At 65.5% G+C, this 17395-nt stretch carries 13 protein-coding genes; 5 read left to right on the forward strand and 8 right to left on the reverse strand.

The window, feature by feature from the left end:
* Positions 1–27 precede the first annotated feature (27 nt).
* The 5 genes from AC3WSN_RS14335 to AC3WSN_RS14355 form a co-directional block, all read right to left on the reverse strand.
* Positions 28–1044, reverse strand: coding sequence for a zinc-binding alcohol dehydrogenase family protein (locus AC3WSN_RS14335; RefSeq protein WP_492538735.1), 1017 nt, complete (start codon positions 1042–1044; stop codon positions 28–30).
* Positions 1045–1072: 28 nt separating this feature from the next.
* Positions 1073–1954, reverse strand: coding sequence for a DMT family transporter (locus tag AC3WSN_RS14340; protein WP_492538737.1), 882 nt, complete (start codon positions 1952–1954; stop codon positions 1073–1075).
* Positions 1955–3137: 1183 nt separating this feature from the next.
* On the reverse strand, positions 3138–3869 hold the full coding sequence (locus tag AC3WSN_RS14345; protein WP_492538739.1) for a sensor histidine kinase: 732 nt from the start codon (positions 3867–3869) through the stop codon (positions 3138–3140).
* Between the two features lie 332 nt (positions 3870–4201).
* Entirely contained in the window at positions 4202–4606 is a 405-nt protein-coding gene (locus AC3WSN_RS14350) for a response regulator transcription factor (RefSeq protein ID WP_492538741.1), read from the reverse strand.
* Between the two features lie 349 nt (positions 4607–4955).
* On the reverse strand, positions 4956–5618 hold the full coding sequence (locus AC3WSN_RS14355; protein WP_492543114.1) for a response regulator transcription factor: 663 nt from the start codon (positions 5616–5618) through the stop codon (positions 4956–4958).
* Positions 5619–5938: 320 nt separating this feature from the next.
* On the opposite strand from AC3WSN_RS14355, the gene AC3WSN_RS14360 reads away from it, so the two are divergent.
* On the forward strand, positions 5939–8464 hold the full coding sequence (locus tag AC3WSN_RS14360) for an MFS transporter (protein ID WP_492538743.1): 2526 nt from the start codon (positions 5939–5941) through the stop codon (positions 8462–8464).
* A 2-nt stretch (positions 8465–8466) separates the two neighbouring features.
* On the opposite strand, the gene AC3WSN_RS14365 is transcribed toward AC3WSN_RS14360, so the two are convergent.
* The gene (locus tag AC3WSN_RS14365) at positions 8467–9849 is read right to left on the reverse strand and encodes a mercuric reductase (RefSeq protein ID WP_492538745.1); all 1383 of its coding nucleotides are present in this window, start codon (positions 9847–9849) and stop codon (positions 8467–8469) included.
* A gap of 417 nt (positions 9850–10266) precedes the next feature.
* On the opposite strand from AC3WSN_RS14365, the gene rclC reads away from it, so the two are divergent.
* The gene (gene rclC, locus AC3WSN_RS14370; protein WP_492538747.1) at positions 10267–10893 is read left to right on the forward strand and encodes a reactive chlorine resistance membrane protein RclC; all 627 of its coding nucleotides are present in this window, start codon (positions 10267–10269) and stop codon (positions 10891–10893) included.
* Positions 10894–11668: 775 nt separating this feature from the next.
* A complete protein-coding gene (locus AC3WSN_RS14375) occupies positions 11669–12619 on the forward strand; it encodes an IS481 family transposase (protein WP_492538749.1) in 951 nt (316 codons plus the stop codon).
* On the opposite strand, the gene AC3WSN_RS14380 is transcribed toward AC3WSN_RS14375, so the two are convergent.
* Together AC3WSN_RS14380 and AC3WSN_RS14385 are read right to left on the reverse strand one after the other, a co-directional pair.
* The gene (locus AC3WSN_RS14380) at positions 12616–12780 is read right to left on the reverse strand and encodes a hypothetical protein (RefSeq protein ID WP_492538751.1); all 165 of its coding nucleotides are present in this window, start codon (positions 12778–12780) and stop codon (positions 12616–12618) included. The two genes, AC3WSN_RS14375 and AC3WSN_RS14380, sit on opposite strands and share 4 nt — an antisense overlap.
* 615 nt (positions 12781–13395) lie before the next feature.
* Positions 13396–14154 carry an SDR family oxidoreductase gene (locus AC3WSN_RS14385; RefSeq protein ID WP_492543116.1) on the reverse strand — a complete coding sequence of 253 codons (759 nt, stop codon included), beginning with the start codon at positions 14152–14154 and terminating at the stop codon, positions 13396–13398.
* A gap of 999 nt (positions 14155–15153) precedes the next feature.
* Here AC3WSN_RS14385 and AC3WSN_RS14390 point away from each other — a divergent pair.
* Both AC3WSN_RS14390 and AC3WSN_RS14395 read left to right on the forward strand, forming a co-directional pair.
* On the forward strand, positions 15154–16665 hold the full coding sequence (locus AC3WSN_RS14390; protein ID WP_492538753.1) for a hypothetical protein: 1512 nt from the start codon (positions 15154–15156) through the stop codon (positions 16663–16665).
* A 35-nt stretch (positions 16666–16700) separates the two neighbouring features.
* Entirely contained in the window at positions 16701–17387 is a 687-nt protein-coding gene (locus tag AC3WSN_RS14395) for a hypothetical protein (protein WP_492538755.1), read from the forward strand.
* Positions 17388–17395: the final 8 nt, after the last annotated feature.

A 17395-nucleotide genomic window follows, 5' to 3' on the forward strand; every position in this document is an offset into this window, starting at 1 on the left:
ACAGACCCGACGGCGCGCGGGCCTCGCTCAGGCCCACCCTTCCAGAACGATCTTGCCCTTGGCGCGCCCGCTCTCGATCAGGGCGTGCGCGCGGCGCAGGTTGGCGGCCGAGATCGTGCCGAAGCTCTCCGCAAAGGTGCTCTTCAGCGTGCCGGCATCCACGAGCCGCGCAACCTCGTCGAGGAGCTGACCCTGGCCGGCGATGTCCGCGGTGGCGAACATCGAGCGGGTGAACATGAACTCCCAGTGCGTGGAGACGCTCTTGCGCTTGAACGGCAGGATGTCGAGGCTGTCCGGATCGTCGATCAACGCGAAGCGGCCCTGCGGCGCGATCAACTCGACGATCTGGCCGAGATGCCGGTCGGTGCTGGTGGTCGAGAAGACGACGCCCGGCTTACCGAGTCCAAGCGCGGCGACCTCGGCAGCGAGCGGCTTCGCGTGATCGACCACGTGATGCGCGCCGAGCGCGCGGCTCCAGGCCGTCGTCTCGGGCCGCGAGGCCGTGGTGATCACGGTGAGGTCGGTCAGCTGCCGGGCGAGCTGCGTCGCGATAGAGCCGACGCCGCCCGCGCCGCCGACGACCAGAATCGCGTGTGCCGCGCCCGGCACCGCTTTTCGCACGTCGAGACGATCAAACAGCGCCTCCCAAGCAGTGATCGCGGTCAGAGGCATCGCGGCCGCCTCGGCGAGCGACAGCGAGGCGGGCTTGTGCCCGACGATGCGCTCGTCGATGCAGTGGAATTCCGCGTTCGTGCCCGGCCGCGTGATGTCGCCGGCATAGAACACCGCATCCCCGGGCCGGAAAAGGCTCGCTTCCGAACCCACCGCCTCGACGATGCCGACGGCGTCATAACCGAGGATGTGCGGCTGTCCTTCGGCCGGGGTGACCCGGGAGCGGACCTTCGTGTCGACCGGGTTGACCGAAACGGCCTGGACTCGGACGAGGAGGTCACGCGGACCCGGGACCGGCATCGGCAGGTCGAGGTCGACCAGCGCCTCGTCGTTCGCGATGGGCAGGGACTTGTAGAAGCCGACGGCCTTCATGGAGGTACTCCTTCTGGTTTGGAAAGGGTCAGGGACGGATTCGGCGCGTACTCGCCGCGATGCCCACCATGATTGCGGCGGCACCGAAGACCAGGTCGAGACCTGGACGTTCGTGCAAGGTCAGCGTCGAGAGGCTCAGCCCGGTGACCGGCACGGCCAGCATCAGGGTGGACATCGCGCTCGCTGGGAAACGGGCGCTCGCAGCGTTGACGGCGCAGAAGCAGAAAGCTGTGGCGACCGGGCCGATGAAGGCGAGGCAGGTCCAGAACGCTCCTGTGCCGTCTCCGGTAAACGGCCCCTCAGTGGCATAGGCTATTGGCGCCAGCACGGCTGCGGCGAGCAGCATCTGCCAGGGCGCGAGCTGGATTGCCGACGATGGCGTGCGGCCGTAGCGCAGGTGAAGAATGCACACGGCCCAGGCCGCTGAGGCCACGACCAGCATTGCGTTGGCGCAAATGACGTGACGGTTATGCCAGTCGACGGTATGGGGATTGAGTAGGACGAGGACGCCAACGCCGGCGACACCAAGTCCAGCCCAGTGTCGCCGCTCCACTCGTTCTCCGAACAACAGGGCCGCGACGGGGAGCACCCAAACCGGCGTGGTGTAGCTCAGGATCGCTGAGCGGCCTGCCGGCAAATGGGTCATTGCCACCGCGCCGAGGGCGGTGAACAGCGACATCTGGAGCAGCCCGACGGTGCCGAGGACCGGCAGGTCCGTGCGCCGCGGCTGCCGCAGTTCCCCGCGCACCGCCTGCCAGGCGAATAGGCAGGCGGCTCCGGTGGCGAAGCGCGAGGCGGAGAGCCACAATGGAGTGATGTGACCGAGGCCGAGTTTCATCATCGGCCAGTTGGCGCCCCAGAGAAGGATCGCACTGCCGAGCAGGACTGCGGAACCGATCCGATTCCGCATACCTGACACCATCCCATATGTACGGTTGACTGCGAGGCCGACGGGTCTGGGTTCCGCGGCGACCGCGCTGTCGCGGCAGGGCCGATAAGCGGTGGCGCTTGCTGAGGTGGACACGGCTGACCTCGTCTGAAACGGGATCTAGACTTGGCTTCATCCCGATGTTCGGGCCGGTAGAGCGTCACCGGCTGCCTAAAGAGCATGCTTTCAGATCGGCGATCCGATAAGCGCATAGTTTTGATTGTTGTGATCAGGATTTCAGCTAGATCGGTATGGCTTGGGCCGGCTCGTAAATCGTCCGGCCCAGATGTGGTGGTACAGAGCCGAAGCCTTCACTGGCGTTTATTGTGCAATGCGCTGGGCCGGGTTTCCTCGGAGGCTGTCATGGCGGCCAGGAGGGAAGTGGCCGATTGCGCCGGTTACGCTGGGTGTATCTGTCGAGGGAGCCATGATGCTGCCGAAAAGGCCGCCCGCACCCTGATCTGGGACTTCGAAATGCGAGCCCCACGCCTCAATTGTGTGGGTGGGCTGCGCGACGGCTGCACCGGCGCTGGCGCTGGCGAAAGCGAGGGCGATGATGAATTTGCGAAACATCTTGATCTCTCCGTGCATGTGACAGCCCCGACTTGGTGGCCGATGGAGGCAAGATATTCTCAAAAACAAGGCGGCATAATTAAACATGAGTTTAGCGACCTCATGCTCGCGAATTCCACAGCTATACTAAGGTTTGATGGATGGCTCGATCCTTGGTAGTCAAAATCAACTAGGGACTTTCATGACCTGCGCCGCATGCCGCAAGTTCATCGCAGGCCATCGTAGCAGCGTGTGACCTAGTGCGCTGACGCCGACAAAACGTACACGAGGCACGGCGGTTTTCCAAGCGTTATCAGCGAGTTAGTAGGCAAGCACGTGGTGCGTTCGTCGGCGTCTGTGCACTAGAGGACCCATTCCGACCCACTACCGACGGCGTCCGGTTGCGGCCTGAGGCTCGGTTCAGCTCTCCAGGCGACAGCGAGGCCTTCCGAGAGCCTCACAGCAGCGGCTGCTGCACATTGGACAGGGAGACGCAGAGAGTATTGTCGGCGCGCAAGCGCTTGGCCCGCGGGATCCAGTCCTAAGGGATACGCCCGCTAGTCGGGCGATGCGACTTGCACACGAGTGCTTTCGCCACGCTGGGACGCCAGTTTCAAGCCTGTGCTGGACGGTGGCTGGGAGTGGTCACACTGAAGACCGAGCCTCGGTTTAAACGAGAGCGCACGCCGATCGGATGCGCGAGCGCTTGAGCAGTCTGGCGGACGATGTGCAGACCGAGCCCAAGGCCGTTCCCGTCGCGGCGTCCGGCTCGATTAAATGCATCGAAGATGTCCGCGAGTCGCTCGGGAGCGATACCGGCCCCGTTATCGTGCACCTCGATCGTGACGCGCGCCTGCTTGCGTCGGCACCCGACGAGCACGCGTCCGCCTGGACCTGCATACTTCACGGCGTTCCCCACGAGGTTGCGCAGGATCGTCGTGAGCATCGTGGCCTCGCTGCTGACCTGCAGCGCCGTAGCGCGAACCTGCAGCCGCACTCCGACGGCATCGGCGTAAGGTTGCCACTCGGCCGTGACCGCGTCGAGGAGCGGAGCCAGAGGAACCGCGCCGAGCCGTGGCGGCACGTCGCCGGTCTGCGAGGAGCGGGCCAGATCATCAAGCTCGCGGCCGAGCCGCACCAGTGCGTCGCTGGCGAGGCCGAGGCGGGCAGCAGCCCTGGGCGCGACGCCATCCGAGACAGCGCGCTCAATGGCCATGAGCGCTACCTGGAGGGGTTGCTTCAGATCATGTCCGGCAACTGCAAGAATCCGGGCCATCGCGCTGCGGGCGGACTCGGCGCGCAAGAGAGCGTCATCAGCTGCAACACCGCTCGGCAGCGCTACCATCCGTCTCATTCCGGCCTCCTCATCCGGCCCGCGTCCGGCCTGCCGCATCCATGGCCGGACCATGCATCTTGGCCGTTCGCGACGAAATCATACAGAGGTTTGATGAGCTGATACGAGCCGTGATCTGTTCAGAAGCGGGGTCTGACCGGGTTGCCAGGCACTCGGCTGGCTCCCGTAGGCAGTAGATCTAGAGCGGAAAAACTCTTGCTGAACTGGAGGCGCGAACGAAGCGTATCGCAGGGCGATGGCTCGGATTCGGCTTCCCGGGGCGAGCGCGAAGGTTTGGAGGCGCTATGGCCCGCGGCGTCGATCAGGGGCTGCGCGGCGCGTCTTCAGGACTCAACCGTATCCTCAAGGCAGCGGATCAGTTCCTCGGCCGCGAGCGGCTTACGCAGGAGGTCACGGGCTCCGCCAGCAAGGACGCGGCGCCGGAGCGCGTCGTCGGTCAGCGCCGTCATCATGATGATCGGCAGGGCAGGACGTAGCTCCCTGACGCGGTCCTGCAGTTCCAGCCCGTTGATCCCCGGCATGTTCACGTCGGTCAGAAGGCAGTAGACGTCGTCCCCGGCATCCGAGGCTAGGAAGGCTTCACCCGAACTGAACGCGAGCGCGTCGTAGCCCAACGCCTCAAGGAAGCTGGACGTCGCGTCCAGAACCGCCTCGTCGTCGTCCACGACTGCCACCGCTTTCTTCCCGACCGACACGGATATCCCTTCCGGTGCCTCTCGGAGGCGCATCGACCCCACTTCAGTGAGCCAACCACTGTTCCGATGATACTATACGTTGGTTTGATGTGTCCGGGTGTCACAACTTCTGATGAAGCGAGTCTTACTCGACGGCTGGAGGTGCCGAACGACCTCTGGCGAAGCCGACGAGAGTGAAAAGCCCAAGTATTCAGCTTGTTATCGAGATCCCTGATAAGCTTGATCTTCCCAACGCTCTCGTGCCGAGCCGCTGCCAACGCGCGGACGTCCGGTATCGTTCCGCAAGGATCTGCGCCGATACGATGGCGGTCTCGATCAACTGCGGTGACGCCTGGAGAGGCGGCACCACCTAGGCCCTGACAGCGACGGTTGCCCGGACGGGTCAGACGCCGGCTAGCGTCTTCAGTAACTCAGATTTGCGCACGAGGTCGGCGACGGATCCGGCCGCCATCTTCCGCATGACGTTGCCGCGGTGGATCTTGACCGTGATCTCGCTGATGCCGAGCGCATGGGCGATCTGCTTGTTCAAGAGACCCTTGACCACGTGATGCATCACCTCGGCCTCCCGCGCCGTCAGGGTGGCGGCGAGCGCCTCGATCTCGGCCACGCCCGCGCTCGCGGCGCGCCGCGCCCGATCCCGCTCGATCGCGACCGCGATCGCATCCAGCATGTCCTGATCGCGGAACGGCTTCGTCAGGAAGTCGAGGGCGCCGGCCTTCATGGCCTGGACGCTCATGGGAATGTCGCCGTGGCCGGTCATGAAGATGATCGGCATGCGGTTGCCCGTCGCAACCAGCTTCGATTGGAGCTCGAGGCCGCTCGAGCCGGGCAGCCGGACGTCCAGGACCAGGCAGCCGGGACGGTTCGGCAGGGTCGCGGCGAGCAGACCGCGCGTCGAGTCGAAGGCGATCGTGTCGAGGCCCACAGACCGGAGCAGATCCTGCAGCCCGTCGCGGACACCCTCGTCATCCTCGACGATGATCACTAGGGGTGAGGCCTTGTCGGCCGTCTTCTTCGCAGCCGTCCCTTGGATGTCGCCAGCCATTGTCATCGACGAGCCCCCGCGTGCCTCTGCCAGGCTCTCTGCAATGGCCGTGCTTACAGGTTGAATCGCCGCTCGATCAAGCTTGCCGCCTGTGGATGCATTATGGCTGACTGCCCCAATGCGCGCGTCTGCCCACGGCGCGTCGCGCCGGGCTGCAGGCCATCGACTTACGGTCAAGCTTGCAGCTATTAGCTATCGCGCTGTCATCGGGTGCCGAAAAGACTCTCGGCGTCGACGGGTGCTTCCGGCCACAGGGGCCTGCGGTCGCCTGCCGCTCAGCCGCACTCCTATGAGACAGCCTCTGGATGGGAGGCGCGAGCATGACCTCGGCGAAAAAGCCGATCCCTAAGCAGACGACAGCGCGCGTTCTCCTTGCGAGCCTGATCGGCACGACGGTCGAGTTTTACGACTTCTACATCTATGCAACGGCCGCAAGCCTGATATTCGGTCCGCTCTTCTTCCCGGCCTCGCTCCAATCGGCTGAGCTGATCAGCGCCTACGCGAGCTTTGGGCTCGCGTTCGTTGCCCGGCCGATCGGCGGAGCCGTCTTTGGGCATTTCGGGGATCGGGTCGGCCGCAAGGCGACGCTTGTCGGCTCGCTCCTGCTTATGGGCCTCTCGACCTCGGCGATTGGGCTCCTGCCGACCTTCGCGCTGGCCGGCTGGCTCGCACCCGCGCTACTCTGCCTGCTGCGCTTCGGGCAGGGCCTCGCCCTCGGCGGCGAGTGGAGCGGCGCCGCGCTTCTGGCGCTGGAGAACGCCCCGCCGGGTTGGCGCGCCCGCTACGCCATGTTCGCGCCTCTCGGCGCACCACTCGGCTTCTTCCTCGCGAACAGTCTGTTCTTGATCCTCACTCTGGGCCTGACGTCGGAGCAATTCGCCGAATGGGGCTGGCGGGTCCCCTTCCTCCTCAGCGTCCCGCTCGTCTGGCTCGGGCTCTGGGTCCGTACCAATCTCGTTGAGACCGAGGAATTTACCGCCGCTCTCAAGGAGGCGCAGCCCCCGCGCGTGCCGCTGGTCGAGCTGATGCGCCACCATACCGGCCAGGTCGTCGCCGGGATGTTCGGCGTCGTCGCCTGCTTTTCCCTGTTCTGGATCGCGACGGCCTTCGCGCTCGGCTACGGCACCACGATGCTCGGGTATTCGCGTGCCTCTTTCCTGACGGTCGAGCTCGGTGCGATTCTATTCATGGCCGCCGCCATCATCACAGCGAGCTGGCTGTCCGATCGGCTCGAACCGACGCGCGTCCTCATCGTCGGCTGCGCCGGAACGATCGCTTCCGGGATCCTGCTGGCGCCGATGCTCGGCAGCGGCTCCCTCGTCACGATCTTCGCTTTCCTGGCCTTCGCGCTCTGGGTGATGGGCTTCGTCAACGGCCCGCTCGGCGCGTGGCTGCCGAGCTTGTTCCCGCCGCGGGTGCGTTATACGGGCACCTCGGTGGCCTTCAACGTCGGCGGCATCATCGGCGGCGCCTTCTCGCCGATGATCGCCCAGGCGCTCGCCGAGAGCGGGGGCCTTACCGCGGTGGGGTTCTATCTTGCACTGACTGGCGGGATCAGCCTCATCGCCTTCGACACCAGCGCCCGGCAGCGCGCGCTCGGCGCGCTCGCCCGGAGCGAACGGCGCTACCGCTCGCTTTTCGAGCAGACCCACGTGGCGCTGTGCGAGATCGATCTCTCGGACGCGCAGGCGCGCCTCGCCGAGATGCGGGCCGCCGGCGGTGTGGAGTATGAGCTCTGCGAACGGGCCGACGCCGAGTTCGTCGCTCTTTGTGCGCGGCAGATCACGCTGATCGACGTCAACGACGCGACGGTGCAGCTCCTCGGCTGCGCCTCGCGCGACGCGGTGCTCGGCCCGATCGACCGCTTCCTTCCGCCAGGCAACGACCTGCTCCTGCCGCTCCTGCGGCGGATCTGCCGGGAGGGCGGCCGGTTCGAAGCGCAGGGACGCCTGATCCGCGCTGACGGCCGGGAGGTCACCGCAATCCTCGTCATCGCCCTGCCGGAGGATGCCACGGCCTTCGAGCGGGTCGCCTGCGCCATGATCGACGTGACCGAGCGCGAGCGCGCCAAGGAGGCCTTGTTAGCGGCCCAGGCCGAGCTGGCCCGCGCGGGCCGAGTCTCGACCGTCGGGGCGATCTCAGCTTCCATCGCCCACGAGGTCAACCAGCCGATCAGCGCGATGGTGATGAGTGCGGAAGCCTGCCTGCGCTGGCTGCGGCGCGAGACGCCCGACACCGAAGCCGCCGCGCGCGCGGCCGAGCGGGCGGTCCGCGACGGGATGCGGGCAAGCCAGATCGTCCAGCGGACGCGCGAGCAGCTTCGGCGCGACCGGCGCGATCCCGAGGTGATCGACCTGCGCGATCTCCTGACGGAGATCGCGAGCCTCCTCGACCGGGAGATCCTCGCCGCCTCCGCGACGGTCCGGACGATCGTCAGGGACTGCGATGCCTGTGTCCTGGCCGATCGGGTCGAGATTCAGCAGGTCGTCGTCAACCTTGTGACAAACGGGTTGCACGCCATGTGCGGGGTGCCCGAGAGCAGCCGCGAGTTGCGCATCGAGCTGAGTGCCGCGGAGCCGGATCGGGTTCGGCTCGCGGTTTCCGACAGCGGTACCGGCGTCGCGCCGGAGCAATTGCCCAAACTGTTCAGCCCATTCTTCACCACGAAGCGCGACGGGGTGGGGATCGGCCTCGCGATCTGCAAGACCATCGTGGAGGCTCATGGCGGGACGCTGAGTGGCCGTAACAACGCCGGTGCGGGCGCAACCTTCGAGGTCACATTGCCAACCGTCGCGCCTGTCGGGGCGCAGCGCGCGGCGGCGGAGCCCGCTGTCGCGCAAGCCTGAGTTCAGCGGGCAGGCACCGCCGAGAACAGGCTGTTCAGTCCCTCCGCTGTGGTCGGATGGGCCAGGATCGCGTCGCGCAGGGCCGTATAGGGCAGACCGGCAAGCATCGCGACCTGCACCGCGGCCATGACCTCGCCCGCATCCGTGCCGAGCATCGCGAAGCCCAGGATGCGGTCGTCCGGTCCTACGACGGCCTTCATGAAGCCGCTGGTCTGTCCCGTCGTCCGGGTGCGCAACACGGCCGCCATCGGCAGCCGCGCAACTCGGACGCCGTCGGCGGTGATGCGCGCCTCGGTCTCGCTCAGGCCGACCCGCGCGAGAGGCGGGTCCGTGAACAGGCAGTAGGGCATGAGCCGTCCCGCGGTCGAGCGGGGTCTGCCGGCAAGGGTATCGCGGATCACGCGGAAATCATCGAGCGACGCGTGGGTGAAGGCGGGGCTGCCCGCGCACTCGCCGATCGCCCAGATGCCGGGCGCGGTCGTCTGCAGGCGGTCGTCGACCTTGATGACGCCGTGAGCGGTCAGTTCCACGCCGGCGCGGTCGAGCCCGATTCCGTCGGTGTTGGGAGCCCGCCCCGCCGCGACCAGGATATGACTGGCGGCGACGGTTGCTTCGCCGTCGATCCCCCGAACGGTGACCTCCACGGCGTCGCCGGAACGGCCGGCCACGCGCACGATATCCGTTCCGGTGCGAAGCTCGATGCCCTCGGCCCTGAGCAGCCGCGAGAGCTCGCCCGCGACATCCGAATCCTCGCGGCCCGCGATCTGTGGCCCGTGCTCGATGACCGTCACCGCGCTACCGAACCGGCGGTAGGCCTGCGCGAGTTCGAGCCCGACATAGCCGCCGCCGAGGACCACGAGGTGGCCAGGCAGCGCGTCGAGCTCCAGGGCCTCGATGTTGGTGAGCGGCGCTGCATCACGCAGGCCCGGGACGTCCGGGACGGTCGGACGGGTGCCGAGGTTCAGAAAGATCCGCTCGGCCGTAAGCGCTCGCGATCCGCCGTCGTTCAGCGCCACCGCGACCTCTTTGGGACCCGTGAAGCGGGCCGATCCCATCACCAGCTCCGCGCCGCTCTCGCGATAGCGGTCGAGGTGCATGTCGACGAGACCGCCGACCATGGCCCGCTTGCGCGCGACCACCCGGCGCATGTCCACCGTCACCGGTCCGGTCTCTACGCCGTAGCGGCCCGCCTCTCGGGCGAGGTGGGCGATCTCGGCGCTCCAGATCTCGTTCTTGCTTGGCAGGCAGTTCGTGTTGGGACAGGAGCCGCCGATCCAGCGGCGCTCGACGACGGCGACGCGCTGGCCCGCCTTGGCCAGGTGCCAGGCGAGATACTTGCCGCCCTCGCCGCTGCCGATCACGAGCGCATCGTAGTGGTCGTTCATCGCGAAGCTTCCTCGAATGTAAGATCTCCGGAAGGCTTAAAGAGGCTGAAATTCGCCAGATATCATGCTTGCGTATGATCGATCCGGATCGTGCAGCCGGATTTTTAGTCGGGACGCACCCGAATCGCGGGTCCCGGACAGTTCTTTCTTCAAGGAACGGGAGCTGCCGTCCCGCCTGCCGGGCAGGCATCCATACTCATACCATCGTATGCCGATGGGTGTGTCGGAGTGCCGCTCCTCGCGTAGCTTTTACGGTATCTATCCTCTCGAACATTGGCACGATCAGCCTCAAACCTGGGTATGATTGAGGAGAGCCGGCCCATCATCGAAGCTTATCCCATCGCCGACGCATTCGGCGCAGCCGCAGGGGAAGGCATGCCCCAATCTCCGCGGCCTCAGCCTCGAAGGATCCTGCCCATGAACGCGGCCATCCATTCCGCTCTACGCATCATCTCCTGCCCGGCCGCGAACCGCCTCGGCCTTCAGGCCATGCGGGTCGCCATCGCCATCATCTTCCTCTGGATCGGCGCGCTCAAGTTCGTGCCCTACGAGGCCGACAGCATCACGCCGTTTGTCGCCAACAGCCCGGTGATGGCGTTCTTCTACGCCCATCCGGACCAGTACGCGCAGCACCTCACCCACGAGGGCGAGCTGAATCTCGCCGCGCGCGCCTGGCAGGCCGCCAACCACACCTACGCGTTCTCCCGCGGTCTGGGCACGGTGGAGCTGCTGATCGGCCTGCTCGTCCTCGTCGGGCTGGTGTCGCGGCGGCTCGGCCTCGCCGGGGCGGTGCTGGCCTTCCTCACCCCGGTTGTGACCCTGTCGTTCCTGGTCACCACGCCCGAGGCCTGGGTGGCCGCCCTGGGCGATGCCGAGCACGGCTTTCCCTACCTGTCGGGAGCCGGCCGGCTCGTCCTGAAGGACGTGACCCTCATGGCCGGCGCGTGGCTGGTCCTCGCCGACAGCGCCCGCGCGGTGCTTCACGAGAAGACGGTCGCGCTCAGTACCGCGTCCGCAACGCTCAGCTTGGCCGCCAAGGCTTGACCGGTCGGGAGTGGGGAGGCGGCCGCTTCTCCGCTCGGATCACCAACTCGTCGAGACTCCGTGCCCGTCCGCCGGTCCGCCGGCAGGCGGACCTTTGCGCGGAGCGGGGTTGCCGCGCGCCGAACGACCACGGGAACAAGGTTGCCTTGGAGGTTACGAGATGTTGGCCAGTCTGGTCGGCTGCTCTTTCGATGGCCTGCCGGCGAGAGCCGGCCACGCTCCCACGCCGATTGGACGCACCGCGCGTTACAGCGACTGGCACGCGAAGACTCGTCCTACAGAGCGCAGCGGGTCACGAACCCAGTGTGGTCGGCAACACTGCCGGGCTCGGCGACAGAGTCGGCGCGGACGTCGTCCGGATCAAGCGTAAAGCTTGGCGATGTAAGTCGCTTAGGCAAGGCCGCGTCGCAGAGTTGAAACTGGGCGCCGCGCTCGATACTTGGCGGACGGAGGCGATTTCGGCAGGCGGCTCGGGCTCGTCACCTCGGACGCGACAGCGTCCCAACGGCGGCCTAAGAGCCTGTCTGAGCGTGTGAACTCAAGATGGATTATTGAGAGCGTTGGCGGCCAGCCGAGGTCCCGTTCGACGTCCGCAGCGTCGTCGCTGCTGGCGAGCCAGAGAGCGCATGGGGACTTGAACAAACCCTTGTCGATCCAGCGCCGGAACCAGCCGTAGACCGTGCGCCAGAGCGGAAAGCTGGTCGGCAAGGCTCGCTAGGTGTTTGATCCCGCGGTGTGGTGGTACGGTTGACCACCATGCTGCGAGGGATGCGCTATGGGCCAGGTTCTTCATGGAAGCGCCACCACGACGGAGGCAGTCCGTCGCGCGATCCAGCTACGTGAAGAGAGCGTAAGAGCGCTGGCCAAGCGCTACGGCGTCAGCCCGACGACGGTGCAGAAGTGGCGCAAACGGACGAGCACAGCGGATGCCCGGATGGGCCCCAAGGAACCGCACTCCACCGTGCTCACCGTCGAGGAGGAAGCGATCATTGTCGCCTTCCGCCGGCATACCCTGCTGCCGCTTGACGACTGCCTCTATGGCTTGCAGCCGACGATCCCGCACCTGACGCGATCCTCGCTGCATCGCTGCCTGGAACGGCACTGCATCAGCCGACTACCCGAGATCGAAGGCGACAAACCCAAGAAGCAGCGCTTTGCGACCTACGCCATTGGCTACGTCCACATCGACATCGCCGAGGTGAGCACGGCCGAAGGTAAGCTCAGGCTGTTCGTAGCCATCGATCGAACCAGCAAATTTGCCTTCGTGCGGCTCGTGGAGAGCGCCGGCAAGATGGAGGCCGCCCAGTTTCTGCGCGACTTCATTGAGGCGGTGCCTTACCGCATTCACACCGTGCTCACAGATAACGGCGTTCAGTTCACATCACGTCGACAGGACATCTACGATAGTAAGCACATCTTCGACCGCGTCTGCGACGAGCACAACATCGAGCATCGGCTGACCAAGGTGAACCATCCTTGGACCAACGGGCAGGTCGAGCGGATGAACCGCACCATCAAGGATGCGACGGTCAAGCGCTACCACTACGACAGCCACGACCAGCTTCGAACGCATCTGCACCTGTTCGTCGATGCCTACAATCACGCTCGTCGGCTCAAGACCCTGCGGGGCCTGACACCCACCGAGTTCATCCTGAACGCCTGGACGAAAGAGCCCAATCGCTTCAGGATCGACCCGTCACACCTCATCCCGGGACCATACAGCTAGGCGCCGCCGAAGCGCAGGTACCAAGCAATTTCTTCCAGCATCCAGTGTGCCGAGGTCGCATTTGAAGTGTCTGGCGGATCGGCTTGCTCCAGAAAATGGGCTACCTCGTCCAGGCTTTCCTGAAGCACTATGTCCTTCAAGCGCGTCTCATACGCGTCCATGTCGGTCCGTCCACATCTACTCCCCACTCCGCCCGGCCAAGCGGAATTTGCGTGCCATACGAGACAGATGAGGACCGCCGCCGGCGGCGCTCGAACAGGTTCTAAGTGGCAACGGCGATGGCAGGGACGGGGCACGTCCGGCATCTCGTCCACATTAACGGTGTCATCAACCTCGACCCGGCAAGCGGGCGGTCGCAATTGCATCCTCGACGTGGCTACCCCGGCGACGATCTCGCTGATCGCGGTCGACGGGTTCGGCGACCTAAAACTCGATCGCGCTCACGACGCGCAGTTGGCGGTGCGGGGGTTACTTGGCAGGGCTAGCATCAAGGCATTGACGGCCAGGGCGAGCCGGAATGCGTAGCGGTCGCGGAGGCTGCACTCATAGGGCTGCCGAGCGACACTGGTGCATTCCTCGCCGCGCCCGCCAAGGCGAGCCGAGCGCCACCGAGCGCCACCGAGCACCGAACGGCCCCACCATTCGCAAAGGCGCCGAGTGCTTCCTGACGGTTCCGGTCAAACGGATGCTGCGCACATATGAAGGCGCTGATACTGGCGTCGATGTGCCTGTGTGGCGGTCGCGGGCCGCCGCTCGGCGCGCCCGCGTGGTCTCCTTCAGACCGGGATCGGGTTGGCCTCCAGCGACGCGTTGAAGGCGTTTATCATGGCGTGCTCATTCGCGCCGGGATTGTTGCGCACCGGCCGCACGGCCTCGACCACCACCTCCTCGGCCTCCGTGGCGAGCCCCGTCATGGTCTCGGCGATGAAGGCCTCGAGGGGCATGGCGCGGGGATCGCCGCTCTTCTTGATGAGATCGGTATCGACCCAAGGCGGCGCAATCTCCTGCACGGTAACGCCGGTATTCCGCAGCATGAAGCGCTGCGACAGAGTGTATGCGTGCAGGGCCGACTTGCTGGCCGAGTACACCGCGGTGCTCGCGAGCGGCAGGAAGGCGAGGACCGAGGTGTTGTTGATGATCGTCGCCCGGGGCTGCGCCTTCAGGTGCTCGATCAACGCGGAGGTCATCCGGATCGGCCCGAGCAGGTTTGTGGTCAGGATTGATTGTACGAGGCGGTCGTCCATCACCCCGGAGGCGTCGTCGAACGGCATGATGCCGGCATTGTTGAACAGCACGTTGAGCGCTGGGAACTCGGCTGTCAGCGTGGCCGCCACCGCCTCGATCTCGTTGGGGTCGGCAATATCGAGCTCGATCGCCTTCATCCCGGGATTGGCCGCCATGACCTCGTCGAGTAGCGCACGGCGGCGCCCCGCGACGATTACCTGGTTTCCAAGCTTGTGAAAGGCTTCGGCAAAGCCGCGGCCGATGCCGGAAGTGCCGCCGGTGATGAAAATCGTGTTGCCGGTCAATTTCATCGTCTGTCTCCACGAGGGCGTGATCGATAGCGCCGCCGCCGCATCGGCACGGTGTCCCGGCATGCGGGACGGCAAGGGCATGGTCCTGGGTGGGCGGTCGCCGTGCTCGAAGCACAACCTCTGGCTCGGCGTCCGGCCTAAGGTGCGTCGGCCGGGCAACGAACGCTATCGCAGACTGGTCTTACTGGTCTCACACTTTCCGCGAGCACGATCATACGAAGGTTTCATCTGCAGCCTGCGAGACGTCTATGCTGGCAGCATCGGTGCTGATCTTGGACGCCGCCCCCTGTCCGCGCTTCTCGCCGGAGAATCACCTCTAACCTTCTTATGACTCCGCGCGGCGAGGAGCGCCGCTAGCCCTGTCGGCACAGGACGTGACCGCGGCCGCCGTATCTTTTGGGCCGCCGTCACCGAAGCCGTCACCGCAGTCCGGGCAGCACGTTCCTCCTGCGCTCTGGGTGCGCAGGAGTGGGAAAGGCACAGCAGCGGAGGTGATCACCGTAGGTGTTCCGACAGTGTGCCGGGCGTTTATGTCGTGGAGTTGAGCCTCATGCGAATGGCCGATCGCAGCCGCTAGCGTCTGCTTACGGGACGTCATCAGGGCCATCTGAATAATCGGAATGGGCGCAAACCGAACGTCCGGTTCTGCGCGCGATGGCGATCCAGCGTGACGTAGTCTGGCCGGTAGCCGCCTTTCCGCTTCCGGATCCAAACTGTAGGTAAGCCGACGTTCCACGGTTGAGGTTAATGCCACAGCGTGCCCCCAAGCGGAACTTTGAGCCGCTGCTGCCGAAGGTCTGAATGAGGAGGAATGCCGGGGTTCGCCACATCGGCGGTCGGCTAACGCTGCCGCGGATGAGATGATTGCAACCTCAGGCATCGGCACGAAGGGGTGGTAGTATCAACCCTTGCACAACAGACGCTGGCAACCTGCAAACGTAGCGCGACAAACTCCAGGTTCGCTGCTATGGCTCAGCTCGGGCATCAGGCGCGCGAATGATGGCAGAACGGATCCCCTGGCTTCTCTGGGTTTGCCTCTTCGCTCTCGTGGACATGCACACTCCAGCAAACGCGCAGCGCAGCGGTGTTGACGTCTTCGGCAACATCGTCGGTGAGATGATGCGCGGCGCTGCCGAGGCGCAGCGTCGCGCGCCGGCGCAGGACCAGACGGGACCGTTCTATTCCTGGGGAGCAGAGCAGTCGCGGGCGCCGACGGTCGCGCGTTCAGCGCAGCGGGCGAGCCCGTCCGTTATCTACATGGTAGCCGGTCATGGTCTGGGGGATCGGCTGGAGATCGGTGGCCCGGTCTACCGACAGTTTCAATGTTTCCCATCCGGACAGTTCCAGAATCTCACTTGGTGCCGACGCGCTACGGAAGAGCGCTCCGCGCAGGGCGAGTATCAGGCCCTGACTACGCTCCTGCACGACGAGTTCGGGCAAATCGTCTTCGTCGAGCGGTCGATCAAGCCGGCCTTCTTCGCCCCGGGTGATTTCGGTGCGGAGCTCGACCGTCTCTCCCGCCTCTACCTACAAGCACCAACCGTCCAGCGTCATTACGAACGAGGGACGAGCGAGGAGTTCCTGATCGCCCGCTGGGGCGAGGTGCGCCTGATGGAACTCGATGGGACGACTCGCGCGGCCATCCGGCAGGGTGAGCGGATAAACGGCATCTCGATCGGCTTCCACGCCGACAAGCAGCTCTCTCTGCGATACGACACGCCGCTCTTCCAAGTCGTCGGCGGCCCGGGCTTCATCTGGAGTGCGGGTCGGGACGCAAGCGGCCGCGGACATCTGCGCTTCATGGCGGTCGACCCGTCTAGGCTTCACCTCATCGAAACGAGACGGCCCCCTGTCGCGAAGCTGGAGGATACGCCGAGACCGGCCCGGTCCGAACGGGAGACGAGACCGCCTGGGCCGCCGCCACTCGCCTCTGTTCCAGCTGCTCCCGTTCCACCCGCTCCCGCGCCGTCTGGGCCCGCGCCCGCAGACCCACTCAAGGTCCAGCCAGCCGCGCTGGCTGAAACGGCCGTGATCCCCGGCCTGATCCCGAAGACCTGTCCGGCGCGCTCGGCCGACTATCCCGCCCGATACTCGCTGGTGAAGCAGAGCATCGAGGCGACGCAGCAGCGGATCGACCGGTGGAAGAGTTTGCGAAAGTCCGTTGAGGATCGCCAGAGGACCAAACCGGAGAGCCTGTGTGAGGCCAAGCAGCTGGACGACATCAAGGCAGAGCTGACCAAGATGCCGGCGACCGACAAAAGAACTGAGGAGGATGCCGGTCTCGACAGTTTCGACCGCTGCCTCGACGCACAGCTGCAGAAGGTCGAGCAGGAAATTGAAAAGCTTCAGGGCCAGCCCGATCCTGTCGGCCTGCTGCTACGCACTCATGGTGAGCTCATCCGCGTCAAGATCGAGGCCGGACTGCTGACGCGAGGCTACAAGGAAGCGCAGGGAACGCTGAACGCGGTCAGAAGCTGGTTCCAAGCGGGGGTCAGACAGTGCAGCATCTGAGTCGTGCCATACGGGTCGCGGTACGGGCAGGCCTCGTGGCCGCCGCCGTTCCCCTGCTGATGGGCATGGCCGTCACGTCGGGGGGCGCCCAGGAGCATGCGGGTCCGCCGGCTGCAGCCCCGCCGGGGGGAAACAGCGCCAGCTGCAACGAATTTCGCGACCTCGTTAAGGACCCCGATCCTGGTGGAGGTACCTCGGGAGCCGACACCGTCGAGAAGAAATACTCCAAGCTTTCGGAGGCGACGAAGGCGGCCGAGGCGTGCGCGAAGTCGATCACGGAGTCGTTCCGGAATCTGCGTGAGCAAGGTGGCGGTAAGTCGTCTTGGTCGGGCATCGAGCAGGCCCTCGACGGCTTCATCAAGGGTCAGCAGAGCTTCATCGACCGGATCGAGGGGGCGGGCGGTCTGATCGAGGAGGCTGCGCGCGGCGAGAGCGTTGCTCAGCAGCGGATCGAGGAAGCCCAGCGGAATTACCCTGACGAAGTGGACAGGGAGAAGGAACGCCTCGCACGGTTGAAAGATATCGTCGGGGCGACCACGCAGCAGAAGGACGCGCTCGCCAAGGAAATCCGCCGCCTTCAGGCGAACAAGCCGCGGATCGCCTTCTCGGAGGGCGGAAAGCAGTTCGACATGGCGATCGACTCGTTGGACCAGTTCAACAAAGTCCTTGAGGGATTCACGAAGAAGATCCCCAAGAATCAGGCGGGTTCCGGCGGCATGTAAGCATAGAC

The sequence above is a fragment of the Methylobacterium sp. FW102-HT35C08 genome (assembly GCF_058790235.1).

Bases quoted from the DNA above. Each gene is read 5' to 3' on its own strand.
- AC3WSN_RS14360 (WP_492538743.1), top strand. From the start codon at position 5,939: ATGACCTCGGCGAAAAAGCCGATCCCTAAGCAGACGACAGCGCGCGTT.
- AC3WSN_RS14350 (WP_492538741.1), bottom strand. From the start codon at position 4,606: ATGCGCCTCCGAGAGGCACCGGAAGGGATATCCGTGTCGGTCGGGAAG.
- AC3WSN_RS14385 (WP_492543116.1), bottom strand. From the start codon at position 14,154: ATGAAATTGACCGGCAACACGATTTTCATCACCGGCGGCACTTCCGGC.
- AC3WSN_RS14340 (WP_492538737.1), bottom strand. From the start codon at position 1,954: ATGCGGAATCGGATCGGTTCCGCAGTCCTGCTCGGCAGTGCGATCCTT.
- AC3WSN_RS14375 (WP_492538749.1), top strand. From the start codon at position 11,669: ATGGGCCAGGTTCTTCATGGAAGCGCCACCACGACGGAGGCAGTCCGT.
- AC3WSN_RS14365 (WP_492538745.1), bottom strand. From the start codon at position 9,849: ATGAACGACCACTACGATGCGCTCGTGATCGGCAGCGGCGAGGGCGGC.
- rclC (WP_492538747.1), top strand. From the start codon at position 10,267: ATGAACGCGGCCATCCATTCCGCTCTACGCATCATCTCCTGCCCGGCC.
- AC3WSN_RS14390 (WP_492538753.1), top strand. From the start codon at position 15,154: ATGGCAGAACGGATCCCCTGGCTTCTCTGGGTTTGCCTCTTCGCTCTC.
- AC3WSN_RS14380 (WP_492538751.1), bottom strand. From the start codon at position 12,780: ATGGACGCGTATGAGACGCGCTTGAAGGACATAGTGCTTCAGGAAAGC.
- AC3WSN_RS14355 (WP_492543114.1), bottom strand. From the start codon at position 5,618: ATGGCTGGCGACATCCAAGGGACGGCTGCGAAGAAGACGGCCGACAAG.
- AC3WSN_RS14345 (WP_492538739.1), bottom strand. From the start codon at position 3,869: ATGGTAGCGCTGCCGAGCGGTGTTGCAGCTGATGACGCTCTCTTGCGC.
- AC3WSN_RS14335 (WP_492538735.1), bottom strand. From the start codon at position 1,044: ATGAAGGCCGTCGGCTTCTACAAGTCCCTGCCCATCGCGAACGACGAG.